The organism is Lichenihabitans sp. Uapishka_5, from assembly GCF_033947565.1.
Lineage (GTDB): Bacteria > Pseudomonadota > Alphaproteobacteria > Rhizobiales > Beijerinckiaceae > Lichenihabitans.
Genome location: NZ_JARPVX010000031.1, coordinates 23,923 through 40,089 on the forward strand (window position 1 = coordinate 23,923; position 16,167 = coordinate 40,089).

Below are 16,167 nucleotides of genomic sequence, written 5' to 3' on the forward strand. Positions count from 1 at the left end.
CGGCCGGGCCTCATGCCAAGTGGGCGGCCGCCCTTTGTCGCGCCGTATGGTCAATGGCGAGCGCATCCGCGACGTCGGCAGGCTCGTGCGCCTCACCGGCCGCGACCGAGGCGTCGATGATGGCCGCCACGAGGCCGGCGATCTGGCCGAAGCTGAGGCGGCCATCGATGAAGGCCTGCACCGCCACCTCGTTTGCGGCATTCAGCACCGTCGGCACGCCGGCGCCGGCCTTGAGCGCCTCCATGGCGAGGCGCAGGGCCGGGAAGCGCACGAGGTCGGGCGCCTCGAAGGTCAGCGAACCGACGGCCGCGAGGTCGAGTTTCCGGGCGCCGCTCTCGATGCGGTCGGGATAGCTGAGGCAATGGGCGATCGGCACCCGCATGTCCGGCAGCGCCAGCCCGGCCGTAACGGAACCGTCCGCGAAGGACACGAGCCCGTGCACCACCGATTGCGGATGCACCACGACACGCAGCCGGTCGGCCGGCACCCCGAACAGATGGTAGGCTTCGACGAGCTCCAGCCCCTTGTTCATCAGGCCGGCGGAATCGATCGTCACCTTGGGGCCCATGGCCCAGTTCGGATGGGCCAGGGCTTCGGCCTTGGTGGCGGCCGCGATGCGTTCGGCCGTCCAGGTGCGAAACGGACCGCCCGAGGCCGTCAGGGTCATGGTTTCGATGGTGGACCAGTCGGCGTCGCCGAGCGCCTGGAAGATGGCGTTGTGCTCGCTGTCGAGCGGCAGCAGGCGGGCACCCGCGGCGGCGGCGGCCCGCATGGCCGGCGCGCCGGCGCAAACGAGCGTTTCCTTGTTGGCGAGCGCTACGGTGCGACCGGCCTCGATGGCCGCAATGGTTGGCCGGACGCCGGCCGTGCCCGCGATGGCGGCGATCACCACGTCGGCCGGGCGCACGGCCGCTTCGACCACGGCCTCGGGGCCTGCCGCAGCCTCGATGCCGGTGCCTGCGAGACGCGCCTTCAGGGCCGGATAGCCAGCCGGGTCGGCCACAGCGGCGAAACGCGCCCCGAGCGCGATCGCCACGCCGCCAAGCGCCTCGCCGTCACGACCGCCCGCGACCGCCGCCACGGTGAAGCGATGTCGCTGCAGGCCGAGCACCTGCGCGGTGGACCGGCCGATGGAGCCGGTTGCGCCAAGGATGGTGACGGCGCGCGGGGCCTCGCCCGAGTGCTGATCTGTCATGTCCGCCCGAGCCTTCTTGTTTCTACCATTGCATGAGGCCGACGGCCGATTGACCGAGGCCGGACCGGAGCAGCCCGAAACAGGCCGCAAAGGCGCAGGCCGCCAGGAAGCCGTCGAGGCGGTCCATGACGCCGCCGTGGCCGGGGATCAGCCCGCCCGTGTCCTTGGCGCCGAACCGGCGCTTCATCACCGATTCGAACAGGTCGCCAGCCTGGGCCACGACACCCGCGCAGGCGCCGAGCGGCAGCAAGGCCCAGGCGGTTCCCCACGGGCTCGCCACCGCGAGGCCCGCGAGGGCCCCCGACGTGATGCCGATCAGAAACCCCGACCAGGTCTTCGACGGCGACACCCGACGCCACAATTTGGGGCCACCCACGAGGCGGCCGCCGAAATAGGCCATGATGTCGGTGCCCCACACGACAGCGAACAACCAGAGCACGGCTTCGAGGCCCCGGCTGTCCGAGCCGCGCAACAGGCCGAGCGAGAGCGGCAGCAGGCCCGCGTAAAGAACACCGAAGCCGCTCGCGACCCGGTGTCCCGGGCCCATAAGCGCCACGGCCACCCCTCCCACAGCAAGCAGCAGCAGCGACCACCCCCCAAAGCCATAAGGCGCCGCAATGCCGGCCAGCGCGATCGCCAGGGCGCCCAGCACCAGCCGGCCGGGGTCGCGCCCGGAGCCGATCAGTCGTTGCCATTCCCAGTGAATTGCCAGTGCGGCCAGCCACCAGAGTACTGAGAACGCGACACCGCCCGTCACGGCCGTGCCGATCGCCACCGCCACGAGGACGATGGCCGACAGCGCCCGGGGCAGCAGGTCCGAGAAGTCGATGGAGCGCCGCCGTGGCGCCGGCATGGCGGTCGGCCCGGGTTCGGCCGTCATAGGGCGGTCTTGACCTGCAGGGCTGCTTCGGCCTGGGAGCCGCCGAACCGCCGCTCGCGCGTGGTGAAATCCGCCAGGGCGCTTTCGAGCGCCGCGCGGTCGAAATCGGGCCAATGGCCGGGCAGGAAGACGAATTCCGAATAAGCGCTCTGCCACATCAGGAAGTTCGACAAACGCTGTTCGCCGGAGGTCCGGACAATCAGATCGGGATCCGGGATGGCGGCCGTGTCGAGGTGATCGGCAATCGTTTCGACCGTCACTGCCTCGGGGTCGAGCAATCCGGCCCGCACCCGTTCGGCGATGCGGCGCACCGCCGAGGCGAGTTCCTGACGGCCGCCGTAGTTAAAGGCTACAACGAGCGTCAGGCCGCGGTTGCCGGCCGTCAGCTCCTCGGCCTCGTGCAGCAGGCCGACGATGTCGGGCTTCAGCCCGTCGCGCATGCCGATGACCTTCACCCGCACGTCGTTGCGGTGAAGGTCGGCCAGATCGTTGCGGATGAAGCGCTTCAACAGGAACATGAGGTCGTCGACCTCGGCGGCCGGCCGCGACCAGTTCTCGGTCGAGAAGCTGTAGACTGTCAGGAAGCGGATGTTCAGCTCGATGGCGGCCCGGATCGTACGCCGCAACGCCTCGACGCCGCGGCGGTGACCTTCGAGCCGCGGCAAGCCACGGGCCGCGGCCCAACGCCCGTTGCCGTCCATGATGATGCCGACATGGGCCGGCACCGGCCCGGCGGCGCCAGCCTGTCGTTCCCCGTCGCGATCGGTCACGTGACCCATGGTCGTTCCGCCACCCATGCCCTTCCTAGATCTGCATGACTTCCTTTTCCTTGGTGGCGATCAGGCCGTCCACCTCGGTCACGGCAGCGTCGGTGGCCTTCTGGACCTCCGTTTCGAATCGCTTCTGGTCGTCTTCCGCGATGGTCTTGTCCTTGGCGAGCTTCTTCAGCTGGTCGATGCCGTCGCGGCGCACGTGGCGCACGGCAACCCGCCCGTCCTCGCCGTATTTATGGGCGAGCTTCACCATCTCCTTGCGCCGCTGTTCGTTCAGCTCGGGAATGCGGATGCGCAACACCTGGCCTTCGACAACCGGGCTCAACCCCAGGTTCGCGTCGCGGATGGCCTTGTCGACGGCATTCACCATGCCCTTGTCCCAAACCTGCACCGACAGCGTGCGGGGCTCGGGCACCGTGATGCTGGCCACCTGGTTGAGGGGCATCGACTGGCCGTAGGCATTCACCTGGACGGGCTCCACCAGATTGGCGCTCGCCCGGCCGGTCCGCAAACCCGCGAGCTCGTGCCGAAGCGCCGCGATGGCGCCCTGCATGCGGCGCTTCAGGTCGTTGATGTCGAAAGGCTCGCTCACAATCGTGATCTCGTCGAAACTAGGGATGAGAAGGCGGAACCGGTGCGTTCGAGCAGCCCCGGCGATCGCGCCGGCAACGCCGGACGACGTCCCCTGAAAACCGGTCTATAACATGAACGGCCCATCCGTCGATGGCGCGTCGACGCCTCAGGGCGTGACGACGGTGAATCGCCCGTGCCCGGACAGCGCCTCCGTGATGGCTGAGGGCTCCGCGATGGAAAACACCATGATCGGAATGCGATTCTCGCGCGCCAGGGCGAAGGCGGCCGTGTCCATCACGGCGAGGCGCCGCTCGATCGCCTCGTCGTGGGTCAGGCGGCCGATCCATTCGGCCTTGGGGTCGCGCTTCGGGTCGGCCGTATAGATGCCGTCCACCTGGGTGGCCTTCATCACCACGTCGGCCGACAGTTCAGCCCCGCGCAGCACCGCCCCGGTGTCGGTGGTGAAGAACGGGTTGCCGGTGCCGCCCGCCAGGATGCAGATGCGCTGCTTGGCCAGATGGTGCAGCGCCGCCTGCCGGGAATAAGGCTGGCAGAGCGAGGGCATCGGCACGGCCGACAAAGCGCGGGCCGGGTGTCCGGCAGCCTCGACGGCGGCCTCGATCGCGAGCGCGTTCATCACGGTGGCCAGCATGCCGATCGAATCGGCACGGGCCCGCTCGATGCCCTTGGCGGCGCCCTGCATGCCGCGAAAGAAATTACCGCCGCCGACCACCACCGCGATCTCGCTGCCGAGCTTGGCCGCGCCCACCAGGTCTTCCGCGATGCGGGACAGGGTGGGGGCATGCAGGCCGTGATCCTCGGGACCCGTCAGGGCCTCGCCCGACAGCTTGATCATGACGCGTTTATACAGGCCGGCTTGCGATTCGTCGGTCATGGAGCCTCATAGGCACAGGGGGGATGCTGGGGCGCGTTCTTGGCACAGGATCCGGGTAAACACAAAGGCGGCCCGCCCGCCCGGTGTCCCGCCCGCCCCAAACGAAAACCCCCGGCACGCGGGCCGGGGGCTGATCGAAAAGCGGTTGCTGGAAAGCCTATTCGGCGGCTTCGAGCGGCATCACGTCCTTCTCGGCCTTGGCGCGGCGGTTCGCGGCGCGCTTGTCGTCTTCGACGATCTCGGCGAGCTTCTGGTCGACGTGGCGCGAGAAGACGTATTCGGCCGGGCGCTGGTTCGCGAGCGAGATCTCGGGCGCCATCTTGCCGGAGGTCTTGATGCCGCGCAGCCCGACCATCAGGGCCTTCAGCGGATGCTTGATGGTATCGGTGACGGCGCTGGCCTCGAAGCCGCAATGGACCATGCAGTCGGCGCACTTCTCGTAGTTGCCGGTGCCGTACTTGTCCCACTCGGTGTCTTCCATCAGCTCCTTGAAGGTCTTCACATAGCCTTCGCCGAGCAGATAGCAGGGCTTCTGCCAGCCGAACACGGTGCGGGTCGGGTTGCCCCAGGGCGTGCACTGATAGGCCTGGTTGCCGGCCAGGAAGTCCATGAACATGTGGGACTGGAACATCGGCCAGTTCTTCCCCTTGCCGCGGGCGATGATGCCGCGGAACAGTTCCTTGGTCTTGTTGCGGTTGAGGAAGTGCTTCTGGTCGGGCGCGCGCTCATAGGCGTAGCCAGGCGACACCGTGATGCCGTGCACCCCCATGGCCTTCATCTCGTCGAAGAAGGCGGCCGAGCGCGCCGGATCGGCGTCGTTGAACAGGGTGGTGTTGATGTTGACCCGGAAGCCCGCATCCTGCGCGGCCTTCATGGCCGCCACGGCCTTGTCGTAGACGCCGCCGCGGCACACGGAGCGGTCGTGCATCTCCTTGTCGCCGTCGAGGTGGACCGACCAGTTGAAATATTTGGACGGCTTGTACTGGCTGAGCTTCTTCTCGAGCAGCAGCGCATTGGTGCAGACCGTGACGAACTTCTTCTTGGCGATGGCGCCTTCGACGATCTTCGGCAGTTCCTTGTGCAGCAGTGGTTCACCGCCGGCGATCACCACCACGGGGGCGCCGCATTCGTCGATCGCCTCCATGGCGTCTTCGTAGGAGATGCGCTGGTTCAGGATCTTGTCCGGATAATCGATCTTGCCGCAGCCCGCGCAGGCGAGGTTGCACCGGAACAATGGCTCCAGCATCAGCACGAGGGGGTAGCGTTTCACCCCCATCACGTGCTGCTTGACCACGTAGGCCCCAACGCGCGCGGCCTGAAAAAGCGGAATACCCAAATCGAACTCCTCGGAAAGCCAGGTGCCGGCCTTCGATCAGTGGGAGGACCGGCCGATGTTCGGCCTGCTCGGATCCTCGTGTCGCTCCGCCGTCCATCCATAGACCACGAACCAAGCGCGAAGCTTGCTCGGAAGTCTCCGTGGTAAAAAAAAGGCGATGGGGCCGCAACCCGCTTTCCTGCATTGCACGTAAGCTGTGGGAAACGGTGGCGTCGGCGCAACATCCCCCCGCCAATGAGGTCGGGAGTCAAGCCCAAACGACGTTAAGCGTTAGGGTTAAGGTCCTTTTAAGTGCTTGCTGGCACGGTTCCTGGGTTGGCACGGCGATATGGCGGATGGTCCGCGAAGCGCCCGAGACGAAGGAACTTCACGCATGGGCGCTTGCAAAGCCCTCATCCTGGCAGGCGCTGCGCTGATGGCCCCTGCGGCCGCCGCCCTCGCGGCCGATCTGCCGCCGCCCCCGATGGTCGAGATGCCGCCCGAGCCGGTGGACATCGGCGGATGGTACCTGCGCGGCGACGTTGGCGTCGGCTATGCCATGGACGCCGACATCCGGTCGAGCTTCTATGATGCCTCCCTGGCGCCGCTCAGCGGTGCGGCGCTCGCCTCCACGGTGCCGAGCTTCGCCCGCAACTCCGAATCGATCGGCGACTCTGCCATGGTCGATCTCGGTATCGGCTATCAATACAACAGCTGGCTGCGCTTCGACGCGACCGGCGAATACCGCACCGCGCAACAGATCAGTACGCTCGAAAGCTACGGCATCAACGGCAGCGACTTCGGCGGCGTCGGGTCCTACCGGGGTTACGACCAATATCACAGCAGCGTGCAGAGCTCGGTCTTCTTGTTCAACGCTTATGTGGATCTCGGCACCTGGTACGGCTTGACGCCCTTCATCGGCGCGGGCGTCGGCGCGGCCTACAACCGCGTGACGTCGCTCTATGATGTCGGCGTCGGCGGACCGACCATCTATGACGCGAACGGCGGCTACGTGGCTGGCGGCATCGGCAACGGCGGCTACGGCTACGCCAAGCCGTCGGGCAAGTTCGACCTCGCTTATGCGGGCATGGTCGGCGTCGATTATGCTATTTCGCCCAACGTGGTGCTCGAGGCGTCGTACCGCTACCTCAACATGGGCGATGCGAAATCGAACGCGATCAACTGCGTGAATTCCACCGGCTGCGTGGCCGAGAAGCATAGCTACAGCCTGGCCTCGAACGATTTCCGGCTCGGTTTCCGCTGGTTGTTCAGCGACATCACGCCTGTCGCGGCCGTGGCCTATCCGGCGCCGCCGATCGTGCGGAAGTACTGATCGGACCTTCGGTCCTGGCAGCGATCCGCAAGGGTCGCCGGTACAAACAAAAACCCCGGGACGGATGTCCCGGGGTTTTTGTTTGCCGACGGGCTGGCGGCGGCCGGAGTGGCCGCCGCGATGGGCCTCAGACCATGCTGGCCACTTCGGCCGCGAAGTCGGTCGCTTCGCCCTTGTCGACGCCCTCGCCAAGCGCGAAGCGCGCGAAACCCGTCAGCGCGATCGGGGCGCCAACCTGCTTCTCGGCTTCCTTGAGGGCCTGGCTCACCGTCTTGCCGTTGTCGTGAATATAGGCCTGGTCGAGCAGGGTGACTTCCTTGAAGAAGGTCTTCAGGCCCGAGTCGACGATCTTCTCGAGCACGTTGGCGGGCTTGCCGGCATTCTTTTCGGCCAACACCTTCTTCTCACGCTCGATCACGGCCGGGTCGATGCTGGCATGGTCGAGGCCGAGCGGGCTCGTGGCCGCGATGTGCATCGCGATCTGGCGACCGAGAGCCGCCAGGGCTTCGGCGTTGCCGGTCGACTCGAGGCCGACGATGACGCCGATCTTGCCGAGGCCGTCGCCGACCGCGTTGTGGACGTATTGGCCGATGGCGCCCTGGTTGACCTTGACGGAGGCCGCACGGCGCAGCGTCATGTTCTCGCCGATGGTTGCGATGGCGTTCGACACGGCGTCCTGCACGGTGCCGCCGGCCGGATAGGGGGCTGCCTTGAGGGCCTCGACGTCATCGCCGCCCTTGTCGGTCGCCACCGTGGCGATGTTGTGCACCAGCGTCTGGAAGTCGGCGTTGCGGGCCACGAAGTCGGTCTCGGAATTCACCTCGACGGCGACCCCCGTGCCACCCTTGACGGCAATGGCCACGAGGCCTTCGGCCGCGACCCGGTCGGCCTTCTTGGCGGCCTTCGACAGGCCCTTCTTGCGCAGCCAATCCACCGCGGCCTCGAGGTCGCCGGCGGTCTCGGTGAGCGCGGTCTTGCAATCCATCATGCCGACGCCGGTCTTCTCACGAAGATCCTTCACCATCGCGGCTGTGATCTGGGCCATTGGAAATCCTTTCGGGTGGGTTTTGGGTGAACCGGTCGAGCGGTTCGAAGAAGAACAAGGTCGATGCGGCGTGGCCGAAACGCCGAACGCCGGCTGTGAGGCCGGCGTGTGGTGTCTTCGGGAAGGAGCTGGGCGCTGGCGGCTCGTCCCGCAACGGTGGTGCGGACCCTCAAAGGCCCCGCACCCGGCGAATCACGCCGCGGCGAGCTGCTCGCGCGCCTGGGTGGCCCAGCCTTCGCGCTCGATGCGGCCGCTGAGCTTCAGGTCATGGTCGAGCTTCTGGGCGTCGGCATCCGTCATGGCGGCGAGCTGCCACCAATGATAAACGCCGGCGTCGTTCAGCTTCTGGATGATCTGCGGGCCGACGCCCTGCAGACGGGACAGGTCGTCCGGCGCGCCGCGCGGGGTCGACAACAATTCGAAGGGCTCGCCCTGGCCTTCGTCGCCGAGCGGGGCCGCTTCGGCCTCGCCGGCATCCGGCAGCGCCTCGGGCTGCGGCTCGTCGAAGGACCCGACGTCCACGCCGACAGCGCCCTGGCTGCGCGAAATGCCGTCGATGGCGGCGCGGGCGATCAACTCGCAATAAAGTGCGATGGCGCGGCTCGCGTCGTCATTGCCCGGGATCGGGAAGGTGACGCCTTCGGGATTCGAGTTGGTGTCGACGATGGCCGCGACCGGGATGTTGAGCCGGCCGGCTTCCTTGATGGCGAGCGCTTCCTTATTGGTGTCGATGACGAAGATCAGGTCGGGCACGCCGCCCATGTCCTTGATACCACCGAGCGCCTTGTCGAGCTTCTCCTTCTCGCGCGTCATCATCAGGCGCTCTTTCTTGGTGAGGCCCTGCGCGCCGGATTCCAGCGTTTCCTCGACCTTGCGGAGGCGGTTGATCGACGCCGAGATGGTCTTCCAGTTGGTCAGCATGCCGCCGAGCCAGCGGGAGTTGATGTAATACTGGGCCGAACGCTTGGCCGCGTCGGCGATCTGCTCCGAGGCCTGGCGCTTGGTGCCGACGAACAGCACGCGACCGCCGCGCGCCACCGTGTCGGACACGGCCTGCAGCGCCTTGTGGAGCATCGGCACCGTCTGGGCGAGGTCGATGATGTGGATGTTGTTGCGGGTGCCGAAGATGTAGGGCGCCATCTTCGGGTTCCAGCGGTGGGACTGATGACCGAAATGCGCGCCGGACTCGAGGAGCCCACGCATGGTGAAATCGGGAAGTGCCATAACTCGTATTCTCCGGTTCGATCCTCCGCGGGCGCTGAGACCGGAGATGGGGACCGCCATTCGGCATCCGGAAATTTCCGGGCCACCGAGGGCACGACGCTCATGACGAGCCGCAGATCAAACGCGGCTGAGCCGCGCCGAATCCGCTCACATCTCCCGGCCACCGGAACGGGCCTTGGATCAGGTCCGTTATTCGCTCTGCGTGCGGGATGGCGCGGCTGATACCAGCGACGCGGCTTTTTCGCAAGCTGGCGTGAGCCGGGCAGGGGGAGGGTAGCCCGATGGGGCGAATCAATCAGGCAAGTCGATCGGCGGCCCTTCGGGCCCTGGTGCTGTTTGTCGGCTGCGGGGCCGGACTGACAGCCGCGGCGGCAGACCCCGGAAACGGACCGCTGACGGTCAGAAAGCCGCATCGTCGCCCGCCGGTGCCGGTGGTGCCGATGCCGGTGGTGCCGTCGCCGCTGCTGCCAGGGGCGCCGATCCCATGGAGCGGCAGCCCCGTGTTGACGCCGCAAACCCTGTCGGTGGTCGACGGCGAAACGCGGTTCCTGACGGCGGGCCCGGCGGAGGCGCGCTGCCCAGGTGAGCGCATCATCTTCGTGCCCGGGGTGGTGAACCCCTACCGGCCGACCGTGCCGGGCGACGGCGCCTTCATGTGCCCCGCCGATGCGGTCGCCGAGGGGTTCGTCGGGCCTTGAGGGTTCACATCAGCGTGTCGACCACCCCGCCGTCGACCCGCAAGGCCGCGCCCGTCGTGGCGGAGGCCTGCGGCGACGCCACATAAACGATCATGTTGGCCACTTCTTCCACCGTGGCGGCGCGGCGGATGATCGAGGTCGGGCGATGGGTGTTGACGAAGTCGGCCGCAACATCCTCCAGGCTCTTGCCGGTGCGGGCCTGCTCGTCCTTCAGCATTGTGCCGACGCCATCCGACAAGGTCGGTCCGGGCAGCACGGAATTGACGGTCACACCGGTGCCGGCCATGCGCTTGGCGAGGCCGCGCGCCACCGCCACATCGGCAGTCTTGCTGACCCCGTAATGGATCATCTCGACCGGAATGTTGAAGGCCGATTCCGAAGCCAGCATGATGAAGCGGCCCCATTTCCGCTCCGCCATGCCGGGCAGGTAGTGGCGGGCGAGCCGCACGCCCGCCATGACGTTGACCTGCCAATGCCGGTCCCACAGCGCATCGTCGGTCTCGAAGAAGTCGGCCGGCTGAAAAATACCGGCATTGCTGACGAGGATATCGACATGTGGCAGGGCCTCGACCAGCGCCGCAAAGCCGGCCGGGTCGGCGACATCGGCCGCGACCGCGCGAGCCTGGCCACCGATGCGGGCCGCTGCCGCCTCGGTCTTGCCTTGCGTGCGACCGTTCACCACGACGGCCGCACCGGCTTCGGCCAGGCCCTTGGCGGCCGCAAAGCCGATGCCTTCGGTCGAGCCCGTCACCAGGGCCGTTTTGCCGCTGAGATCGATCTTCATGCGCGTGGTCCTCAGGCTGGGCGGCCGTGGTCGGGGCGGGAGCCCCGTCGACCGGCCAGAAAGATCTGGGTCGCGCCGCTCCAGGAGCAACGGGGTCCGGTGTGGCAGCTTTGCGACGCCGCGCCCGCGGCGCGCATCGAGGCGCAAAGGCTCCGTTAACCTTCACGCCGCTATCGCCTATGCATCGTGAGGCCGGTTCGCCGGTCCTGCCTGCAAGGGAAGCGGCGATGCGGCACCAGATCCCACAGCATCGCCGGCTCTTATCGGTTCTCGCCGGGGGAGCGCTCCTGCTCGCGCCTCTTCCTGCCGCGGCGCAGTCGGGCATCGCCACGCCGTTCGCCGGTCCAATGGCCGTGGCGGCGCGGCTCGATCGCACGGTCCAAGGGGCGCGCCTTACCTTCGATCTGTCGCGCGCCGTCGCGGCCAAGGCTTTCGTGCTCGAGAACCCCGACCGGGTGGTGATCGAGGCCCCGCCGATCAACTTCCAGCTCGATCCGGCGCTGGGCGCCGTCAAGGGAGGCGGCCTCGTCAAGGCCTTCCGGTTCGGTAGCTATGCGGCCGACCGATCGCGGATCGTCATCGACCTCGCGGGCCCGGCCGAGGTGCAGACCGTGGCCACGACCAACATCGCGGGCCGGGAAGCGGCGCGGTTGTCGATCCAGCTCGGCCGCACCGACCGCGCGAGCTTCCATCAAGCGGCGCTGCAGGGTGCGGCTGCCCAAAACCGCGACGATGCGGCCGCTGCGCCGGTGCCCCGGGCCGCCGAGGGCGGCAAGCCCGTCGTGATGATCGATCCCGGTCATGGCGGCATCGATCCGGGCGCGTCCGGCATCGGCGGCGTGGTGGAAAAGGACATCACCTTTGCGTTTGCGCAGGCGCTGGCGGCCAAATTGACCGGCACAGGCCGTTACACGGTGCTGCTGACCCGATCGTCCGACACGTTCGTGTCGCTGCCCGAACGGGTGCGGATCACCCGCGACGCCCATGCGGCGCTTTTCGTGTCCATCCACGCCGATACGGTAGCGGAAGGCGAGGGGGTGTCGGGTGCCACCGTCTACACGGCCTCCGACCGTGCCACGGATGCCGAGGCGGCCCGGGTCGCCGCGAAAGAAAACAAGGTCGACTTGGAAGCCGGCGTCGAGCCGGCGCCGGACACGGGCGACGTCAACGACATCCTGTTCGACCTCACGCGACGGGAAACCCGCACCTTCTCCCACGTCTTCCAGCGCACGCTCGCGGGCTACTGGCAGAAGGTCGCGCATCTCAACAAGAACCCGGAGCGTGCGGCCGGCTTCTGGGTGCTGAAGGCGCCCGACGTGCCGTCGGTGCTGCTCGAACTCGGCTATCTGTCCAGCCCCACCGACGTGGCGGCCCTGACGGCACCGCAATGGCGCGACAAGGCCGTGGGTGCGGTCGCGGCGTCGATCGGCAGCTTCTTCGATGCCCGCGGCCATGATCCACAGGGCGGCGCCATGGCGCAGGCGGCGCTGCCGGGTGATCCCGACCGGACCGCCACTGTGATCCTGCGGCCACACCTGTGAGCCGCCTTCCGCCGCCCTGACGGGATTTCGCCCGACCACGCCACGACGCCCCAATCGAACCACAAAAGCGCCGCAGCGTCTTTGCATCCCGGAATAACCGAAGCGCATGCTATAGGGCGCCGACCCATGGTCTCGGCTTGGGCGCGCGCGGGTCGTGGTTGGAGAGGCGAGTTCTTGATGCGGCTGATCGCCCGGTTCCTAGGCTTTCTGTTCGCGACCGGCGCGCTGATCTTTGTGATCGGCGCCGGCGCGGCTGCGCTCGCGGTGTGGCACTTCCAGCAGGACCTGCCGGACTACACCCAGCTGAAGAACTACGAGCCACCCGTGATGACGCGGGTGCACGCGGCCGATGGCTCGATCCTGGCCGAATATGCGCGCGAACGCCGCCTCTACCTGCCGTCGAGCTCCATTCCGCCGCTGCTGAAGGAAGCCTTCATCTCGGCCGAGGACAAGAATTTCTACACCCATAACGGCGTCGATTTCGAAGGCGTCGGTCGCGCCGTGACGGTGCTGGTGCAGGGCACCAAGCGGGCCCAGGGCGCCTCCACCATCACCCAGCAGGTGGCTAAGAACTTCCTGCTGACGAACGAACGCAGCTTCACCCGCAAGATCCGCGAAGCGCTGCTGGCCTTCCGGATCGAATCGGCCTACCCGAAGGAGAAGATCCTCGAGCTGTACCTGAACGAGATTTATCTCGGGCTTGGCAACTATGGGGTGGCGGCCTCGGCGCTCAACTACTTCGGCAAGTCGGTCAACGAACTCGACGTGGCCGAATGCGCCTATCTGGCGGCGCTGCCCAAGGGCCCCAACAACTACCAGCCCTTTACCAAGCACGACCGCGCCGTCGAGCGCCGCAACTGGGTGATCGACCGCATGGTCGAGAACGGTTACGTGCCCAAGGATCAGGGCGAAAAAGCCAAGCTCGAGCCGCTCGCCGTCAGCCCCCGCGTGATGACGCCGAATTCCTATGCGGCCGGTTATTTCGCCGAGGAGGTGCGGCGCGAGCTGTCCGATCGCTATGGCGAGAAGAAGCTCTACGAAGGCGGCCTGTCGGTCCGCACCACCCTCGACCCGAAGATGCAGCTGATGGCCCGCAAGGCGCTGGTCGACGGCCTCGTACGCTTCGACGAGTCGAAAGGCTTCCGCGGTGCCATCCGGCATGTCGATATCGGGGCCGACTGGGGCCTGCAGCTGGCCGACATTCCGGTGCTGGGCGACGTGCAGCCCTGGCAGCTCGCCGTGGTGCTGGACGTCAACGATCAGGCGGCCCGCATCGGCCTGCAGCCGCTGCGTGACAAGGCGGGCGACGTGGTGGCCCAGCGCATCACCGGCCAGATCCCGGCCGACGGTGCCAAATGGACCCGCAAGAGTTTGCGCGCCGCCTTGTCGTCGGGCGACGTGGTTTATGTGGAGCCGATCGACGGCAAGCCCGGTCAATACCGCTTGCGGCAGGTGCCGGAAATCTCCGGCGCCATCGTGGCGATGGACCCTTATACAGGCCGCGTCTTCTCGATGGTTGGCGGCTTCTCGTTCGACCAGTCGGAGTTCAACCGCGCCACCCAGGCGCTGCGCCAGCCCGGTTCATCCTTCAAGCCGTTCGTCTACGCGGCGGCGATCGACAACGGCTACACCCCGTCCTCCATCGTGCTGGACGCCCCGATCGAGATCGATCAGGGGCCGGGCCTCGGCATGTGGCGCCCCGCCAACGACGACGACGAAGGCTCTGGCCCCCACACGCTGCGCTACGGCATCGAGCATTCGCGCAACCTGATGACGGTGCGGCTCGCCAAAGACATCGGCATGCCGCTGATCGTCGAATACGCCAAAAGGTTCGGCATCTACGACGACATGCAGCCGGTGTTGTCGATGTCGCTCGGCGCCGGTGAAACCACGGTTCTGCGCATGGTGACGGCCTATTCGATGCTGGCCAACGGCGGCAAACGCATCAAGCCGACGCTGGTCGATCGCATCCAGGACCGCTGGGGCCACACGATCTACCAGCATGACGAGCGCGCCTGCGAGAATTGCGACGCCGCGAAATTCGAGGACCAGCCGGAGCCGACGTTGGTGGACAAGCGCGAGCAGGTGCTCGACCCGCTGACCGCCTACCAGATCACCTCCATCATGGAGGGCGTCATCACCCGGGGCACCGGTGTCGCGGTCAAGGATCTGGGCCGCCATCTGGCCGGCAAGACCGGCACCACCAACGACGCCAAGGACGTGTGGTTCGTGGGCTATTCGGCCGATCTCGCGGTGGGTCTCTACCTCGGCTACGACCAGCCACATTCGCTCGGTGCCACCGCCTATGCGGCCCAATATGCGGCGCCGGTGTTCCGTGACTTCATGAAGGTGGCGCTCGACGGCAAGCCCGACGTTCCTTTCCGGGTACCGCCCGGCCTCAAGCTGATCTCGGTGGACCTGCGCTCCGGCATGCGGGGCACGGGCGCCGGCTCCATCCTCGAGGCCTTCAAGCCCGGCACGGCGCCGCCCGACAGCTATTCGGTGATCGGCGATGCCGCGCCACGATCTGTCGCATCCCCCGATGCCGATCGGGCCGTGGGCAGCGGCACCGGTGGCCTTTACTGAGCGGCTGGCCGTGATAGATCCGATCACCTGGGGTGCCGAACCCAGAACGCGTTAGATCCAGAAGTCCGCAGTCGGGGCGACATCGGGTCGACGCCGTTGATCGGCAAAGGGGAAGTCGATCGATGCCCAACGACATGCAACGACGCCTCGTCGCGGAATTTCTCGGCACCTTCTGGCTCGTGTTCGGCGGCTGTGGCGCTGCGGTGGTGGCCGCGGCCTATCCTCAGCTCGGCATCGGCTTCACGGGGGTGGCCTTCGCGTTCGGCCTTACCGTGCTCAGCATGGCCTATGCGGTCGGACACATTTCGGGCGGCCATTTCAATCCTGCGGTCACGATCGGCCTTTGGGCTGCGGGCCGCTCCGCCAACAAGCACGTCGTCCCCTACATCGTGACCCAGGTCGTGGCAGCCATCCTGGCCGCCGCCGTCCTCTACCTCATCGCGTCGGGAAAGCCCGACTGGGTGCCCAACGGCTTCGCCTCGAACGGCTATGGCGATCTCAGCCCGGGGCATTATTCCCTGTCGGCCTGCTTTCTGGCCGAATTCCTGCTGACGTTCTTCTTCCTGATCATCATCACGGGGTCGACGTCGAAGGGCGCCGCCACGGGGTTCGCGGGTATTCCGATCGGCTTCGCGCTGACGCTGATCCACCTCATCTCGATCCCGATCACCAACACGTCGGTCAATCCGGCCCGCAGCATCGGGCCTGCGCTATTCGCGGGCGGCGGCGCTGTGGGGCAGCTCTGGCTGTTCATCGTCGCGCCGGTGTTGGGCGCCCTGGTGGCCGGCTATGCGGCACGCTTGCTGTATAACGACTCCGCCATCGTCGACACCACGGTGGTCGAGGAGCGCCGAACCCGCTGAGCCGGGCCCGGCCACGACGGCTCGCTTTGACGGGCCAGCCGTGGTAACCCGCCGCAGCAATGATCGGCCAGGCATGGGTCCGGCATTTCGACTGGACCAGCATGGCCGACATTTTCCGCGAAGTGGACGAGGAAGTCCGACAGGACAGGGTGCAGCGGTGGCTTGCGCGCTATTGGGGCTGGCTGTTGCTAGCCGGCCTGTTGATCATCGCGGGCGTCGGCGGCTGGCGGGCCTATGATTATTGGCGGACCCAGCAGGAACAGGCGGCAGGCGGCAGCTATCTCGACGCCCTGAAACTGGCGCGCGACGGCAAGAGCGCCGAAGCCCTTCAGCGCCTCGACGGGCTCGCCACCAGCGGCACGCCGGGCTATCGCCAGCTGGCGCGCCTGCGGGGTGCCGCCGAACGTGGGCTGACCGACGCAGCCGCGGGCGCCAAGCAATTCCTGTCTCTTATACACATCT

Annotated in this window: 14 protein-coding genes; 5 read left to right on the plus strand and 9 right to left on the minus strand. The window is 67.1% G+C overall.

Annotated elements, in window-relative coordinates; genetic code table 11:
* Positions 1-10: 10 nt before the first annotated feature.
* From dxr to hpnH, 6 genes are all read right to left on the minus strand, one after another.
* The gene (gene dxr, locus P7D22_RS12580) at positions 11-1,195 is read right to left on the minus strand and encodes a 1-deoxy-D-xylulose-5-phosphate reductoisomerase (protein ID WP_319934587.1); all 1,185 of its coding nucleotides are present in this window, start codon (positions 1,193-1,195) and stop codon (positions 11-13) included.
* 22 nt (positions 1,196-1,217) lie between these two features.
* Complete coding sequence (locus tag P7D22_RS12585; protein WP_319934588.1) at positions 1,218-2,075, minus strand: phosphatidate cytidylyltransferase; 858 nt, start codon at positions 2,073-2,075, stop codon at positions 1,218-1,220.
* Complete coding sequence (locus P7D22_RS12590; RefSeq protein ID WP_319934589.1) at positions 2,072-2,854, minus strand: isoprenyl transferase; 783 nt, start codon at positions 2,852-2,854, stop codon at positions 2,072-2,074. Before P7D22_RS12590 ends, P7D22_RS12585 begins: the two co-directional genes overlap by 4 nt.
* A 25-nt stretch (positions 2,855-2,879) precedes the next feature.
* Positions 2,880-3,443, minus strand: a complete 564-nt coding sequence (gene frr, locus P7D22_RS12595; protein ID WP_319934602.1) for a ribosome recycling factor — start codon at positions 3,441-3,443, stop codon at positions 2,880-2,882.
* 144 nt (positions 3,444-3,587) lie between these two features.
* The gene (gene pyrH, locus P7D22_RS12600) at positions 3,588-4,316 is read right to left on the minus strand and encodes a UMP kinase (RefSeq protein WP_319934590.1); all 729 of its coding nucleotides are present in this window, start codon (positions 4,314-4,316) and stop codon (positions 3,588-3,590) included.
* Positions 4,317-4,473: 157 nt separating this feature from the next.
* Positions 4,474-5,652 carry an adenosyl-hopene transferase HpnH gene (hpnH, locus tag P7D22_RS12605; RefSeq protein ID WP_319934591.1) on the minus strand — a complete coding sequence of 393 codons (1,179 nt, stop codon included), beginning with the start codon at positions 5,650-5,652 and terminating at the stop codon, positions 4,474-4,476.
* A gap of 373 nt (positions 5,653-6,025) precedes the next feature.
* Here hpnH and P7D22_RS12610 point away from each other — a divergent pair, with 373 nt between their 5' ends.
* The gene (locus P7D22_RS12610) at positions 6,026-6,964 is read left to right on the plus strand and encodes an outer membrane protein (RefSeq protein ID WP_319934592.1); all 939 of its coding nucleotides are present in this window, start codon (positions 6,026-6,028) and stop codon (positions 6,962-6,964) included.
* 127 nt (positions 6,965-7,091) lie between these two features.
* Here P7D22_RS12610 and tsf read toward each other — a convergent pair whose 3' ends face one another.
* Both tsf and P7D22_RS12620 read right to left on the minus strand, forming a co-directional pair.
* Positions 7,092-8,009: a translation elongation factor Ts gene (gene tsf, locus P7D22_RS12615; protein ID WP_319934593.1), complete on the minus strand. Its 918-nt coding sequence runs from the start codon at positions 8,007-8,009 to the stop codon at positions 7,092-7,094.
* Between the two features lie 192 nt (positions 8,010-8,201).
* Positions 8,202-9,233, minus strand: a complete 1,032-nt coding sequence (locus tag P7D22_RS12620; RefSeq protein ID WP_319934594.1) for a 30S ribosomal protein S2 — start codon at positions 9,231-9,233, stop codon at positions 8,202-8,204.
* Between the two features lie 281 nt (positions 9,234-9,514).
* Between P7D22_RS12620 and P7D22_RS12625 the strand changes: the two genes are divergently transcribed.
* Positions 9,515-9,931 carry a hypothetical protein gene (locus P7D22_RS12625; protein ID WP_319934595.1) on the plus strand — a complete coding sequence of 139 codons (417 nt, stop codon included), beginning with the start codon at positions 9,515-9,517 and terminating at the stop codon, positions 9,929-9,931.
* 4 nt (positions 9,932-9,935) lie between these two features.
* Here the strand turns inward: P7D22_RS12625 and P7D22_RS12630 are convergent, their stop codons facing one another.
* Positions 9,936-10,715 (minus strand): SDR family NAD(P)-dependent oxidoreductase, encoded by a 780-nt coding sequence (locus P7D22_RS12630; RefSeq protein ID WP_319934596.1) that lies wholly within the window; start codon positions 10,713-10,715, stop codon positions 9,936-9,938.
* 227 nt (positions 10,716-10,942) lie between these two features.
* On the opposite strand from P7D22_RS12630, the gene P7D22_RS12635 reads away from it, so the two are divergent.
* The 3 genes from P7D22_RS12635 to aqpZ all read left to right on the plus strand — a co-directional run bounded on the left by P7D22_RS12635 (position 10,943) and on the right by aqpZ (position 15,705).
* Complete coding sequence (locus P7D22_RS12635) at positions 10,943-12,256, plus strand: N-acetylmuramoyl-L-alanine amidase (RefSeq protein WP_319934597.1); 1,314 nt, start codon at positions 10,943-10,945, stop codon at positions 12,254-12,256.
* Positions 12,257-12,433: 177 nt separating this feature from the next.
* Entirely contained in the window at positions 12,434-14,842 is a 2,409-nt protein-coding gene (locus P7D22_RS12640; protein ID WP_319934598.1) for a penicillin-binding protein 1A, read from the plus strand.
* Positions 14,843-14,964: 122 nt separating this feature from the next.
* Positions 14,965-15,705 carry an aquaporin Z gene (gene aqpZ, locus P7D22_RS12645; RefSeq protein ID WP_319934599.1) on the plus strand — a complete coding sequence of 247 codons (741 nt, stop codon included), beginning with the start codon at positions 14,965-14,967 and terminating at the stop codon, positions 15,703-15,705.
* Positions 15,706-16,167 lie beyond the last annotated feature (462 nt).

Excerpts from the sequence above, each read along its gene's own strand:
- P7D22_RS12620 (WP_319934594.1), bottom strand. The coding sequence starts at position 9,233 with ATGGCACTTCCCGATTTCACCATGCGTGGGCTCCTCGAGTCCGGCGCG.
- P7D22_RS12630 (WP_319934596.1), bottom strand. The coding sequence starts at position 10,715 with ATGAAGATCGATCTCAGCGGCAAAACGGCCCTGGTGACGGGCTCGACC.
- P7D22_RS12640 (WP_319934598.1), top strand. The coding sequence starts at position 12,434 with ATGCGGCTGATCGCCCGGTTCCTAGGCTTTCTGTTCGCGACCGGCGCG.
- P7D22_RS12585 (WP_319934588.1), bottom strand. The coding sequence starts at position 2,075 with ATGACGGCCGAACCCGGGCCGACCGCCATGCCGGCGCCACGGCGGCGC.
- P7D22_RS12635 (WP_319934597.1), top strand. The coding sequence starts at position 10,943 with ATGCGGCACCAGATCCCACAGCATCGCCGGCTCTTATCGGTTCTCGCC.
- P7D22_RS12610 (WP_319934592.1), top strand. The coding sequence starts at position 6,026 with ATGGGCGCTTGCAAAGCCCTCATCCTGGCAGGCGCTGCGCTGATGGCC.
- dxr (WP_319934587.1), bottom strand. The coding sequence starts at position 1,195 with ATGACAGATCAGCACTCGGGCGAGGCCCCGCGCGCCGTCACCATCCTT.
- tsf (WP_319934593.1), bottom strand. The coding sequence starts at position 8,009 with ATGGCCCAGATCACAGCCGCGATGGTGAAGGATCTTCGTGAGAAGACC.
- P7D22_RS12625 (WP_319934595.1), top strand. The coding sequence starts at position 9,515 with ATGGGGCGAATCAATCAGGCAAGTCGATCGGCGGCCCTTCGGGCCCTG.
- P7D22_RS12590 (WP_319934589.1), bottom strand. The coding sequence starts at position 2,854 with ATGGGTCACGTGACCGATCGCGACGGGGAACGACAGGCTGGCGCCGCC.
- aqpZ (WP_319934599.1), top strand. The coding sequence starts at position 14,965 with ATGCCCAACGACATGCAACGACGCCTCGTCGCGGAATTTCTCGGCACC.
- pyrH (WP_319934590.1), bottom strand. The coding sequence starts at position 4,316 with ATGACCGACGAATCGCAAGCCGGCCTGTATAAACGCGTCATGATCAAG.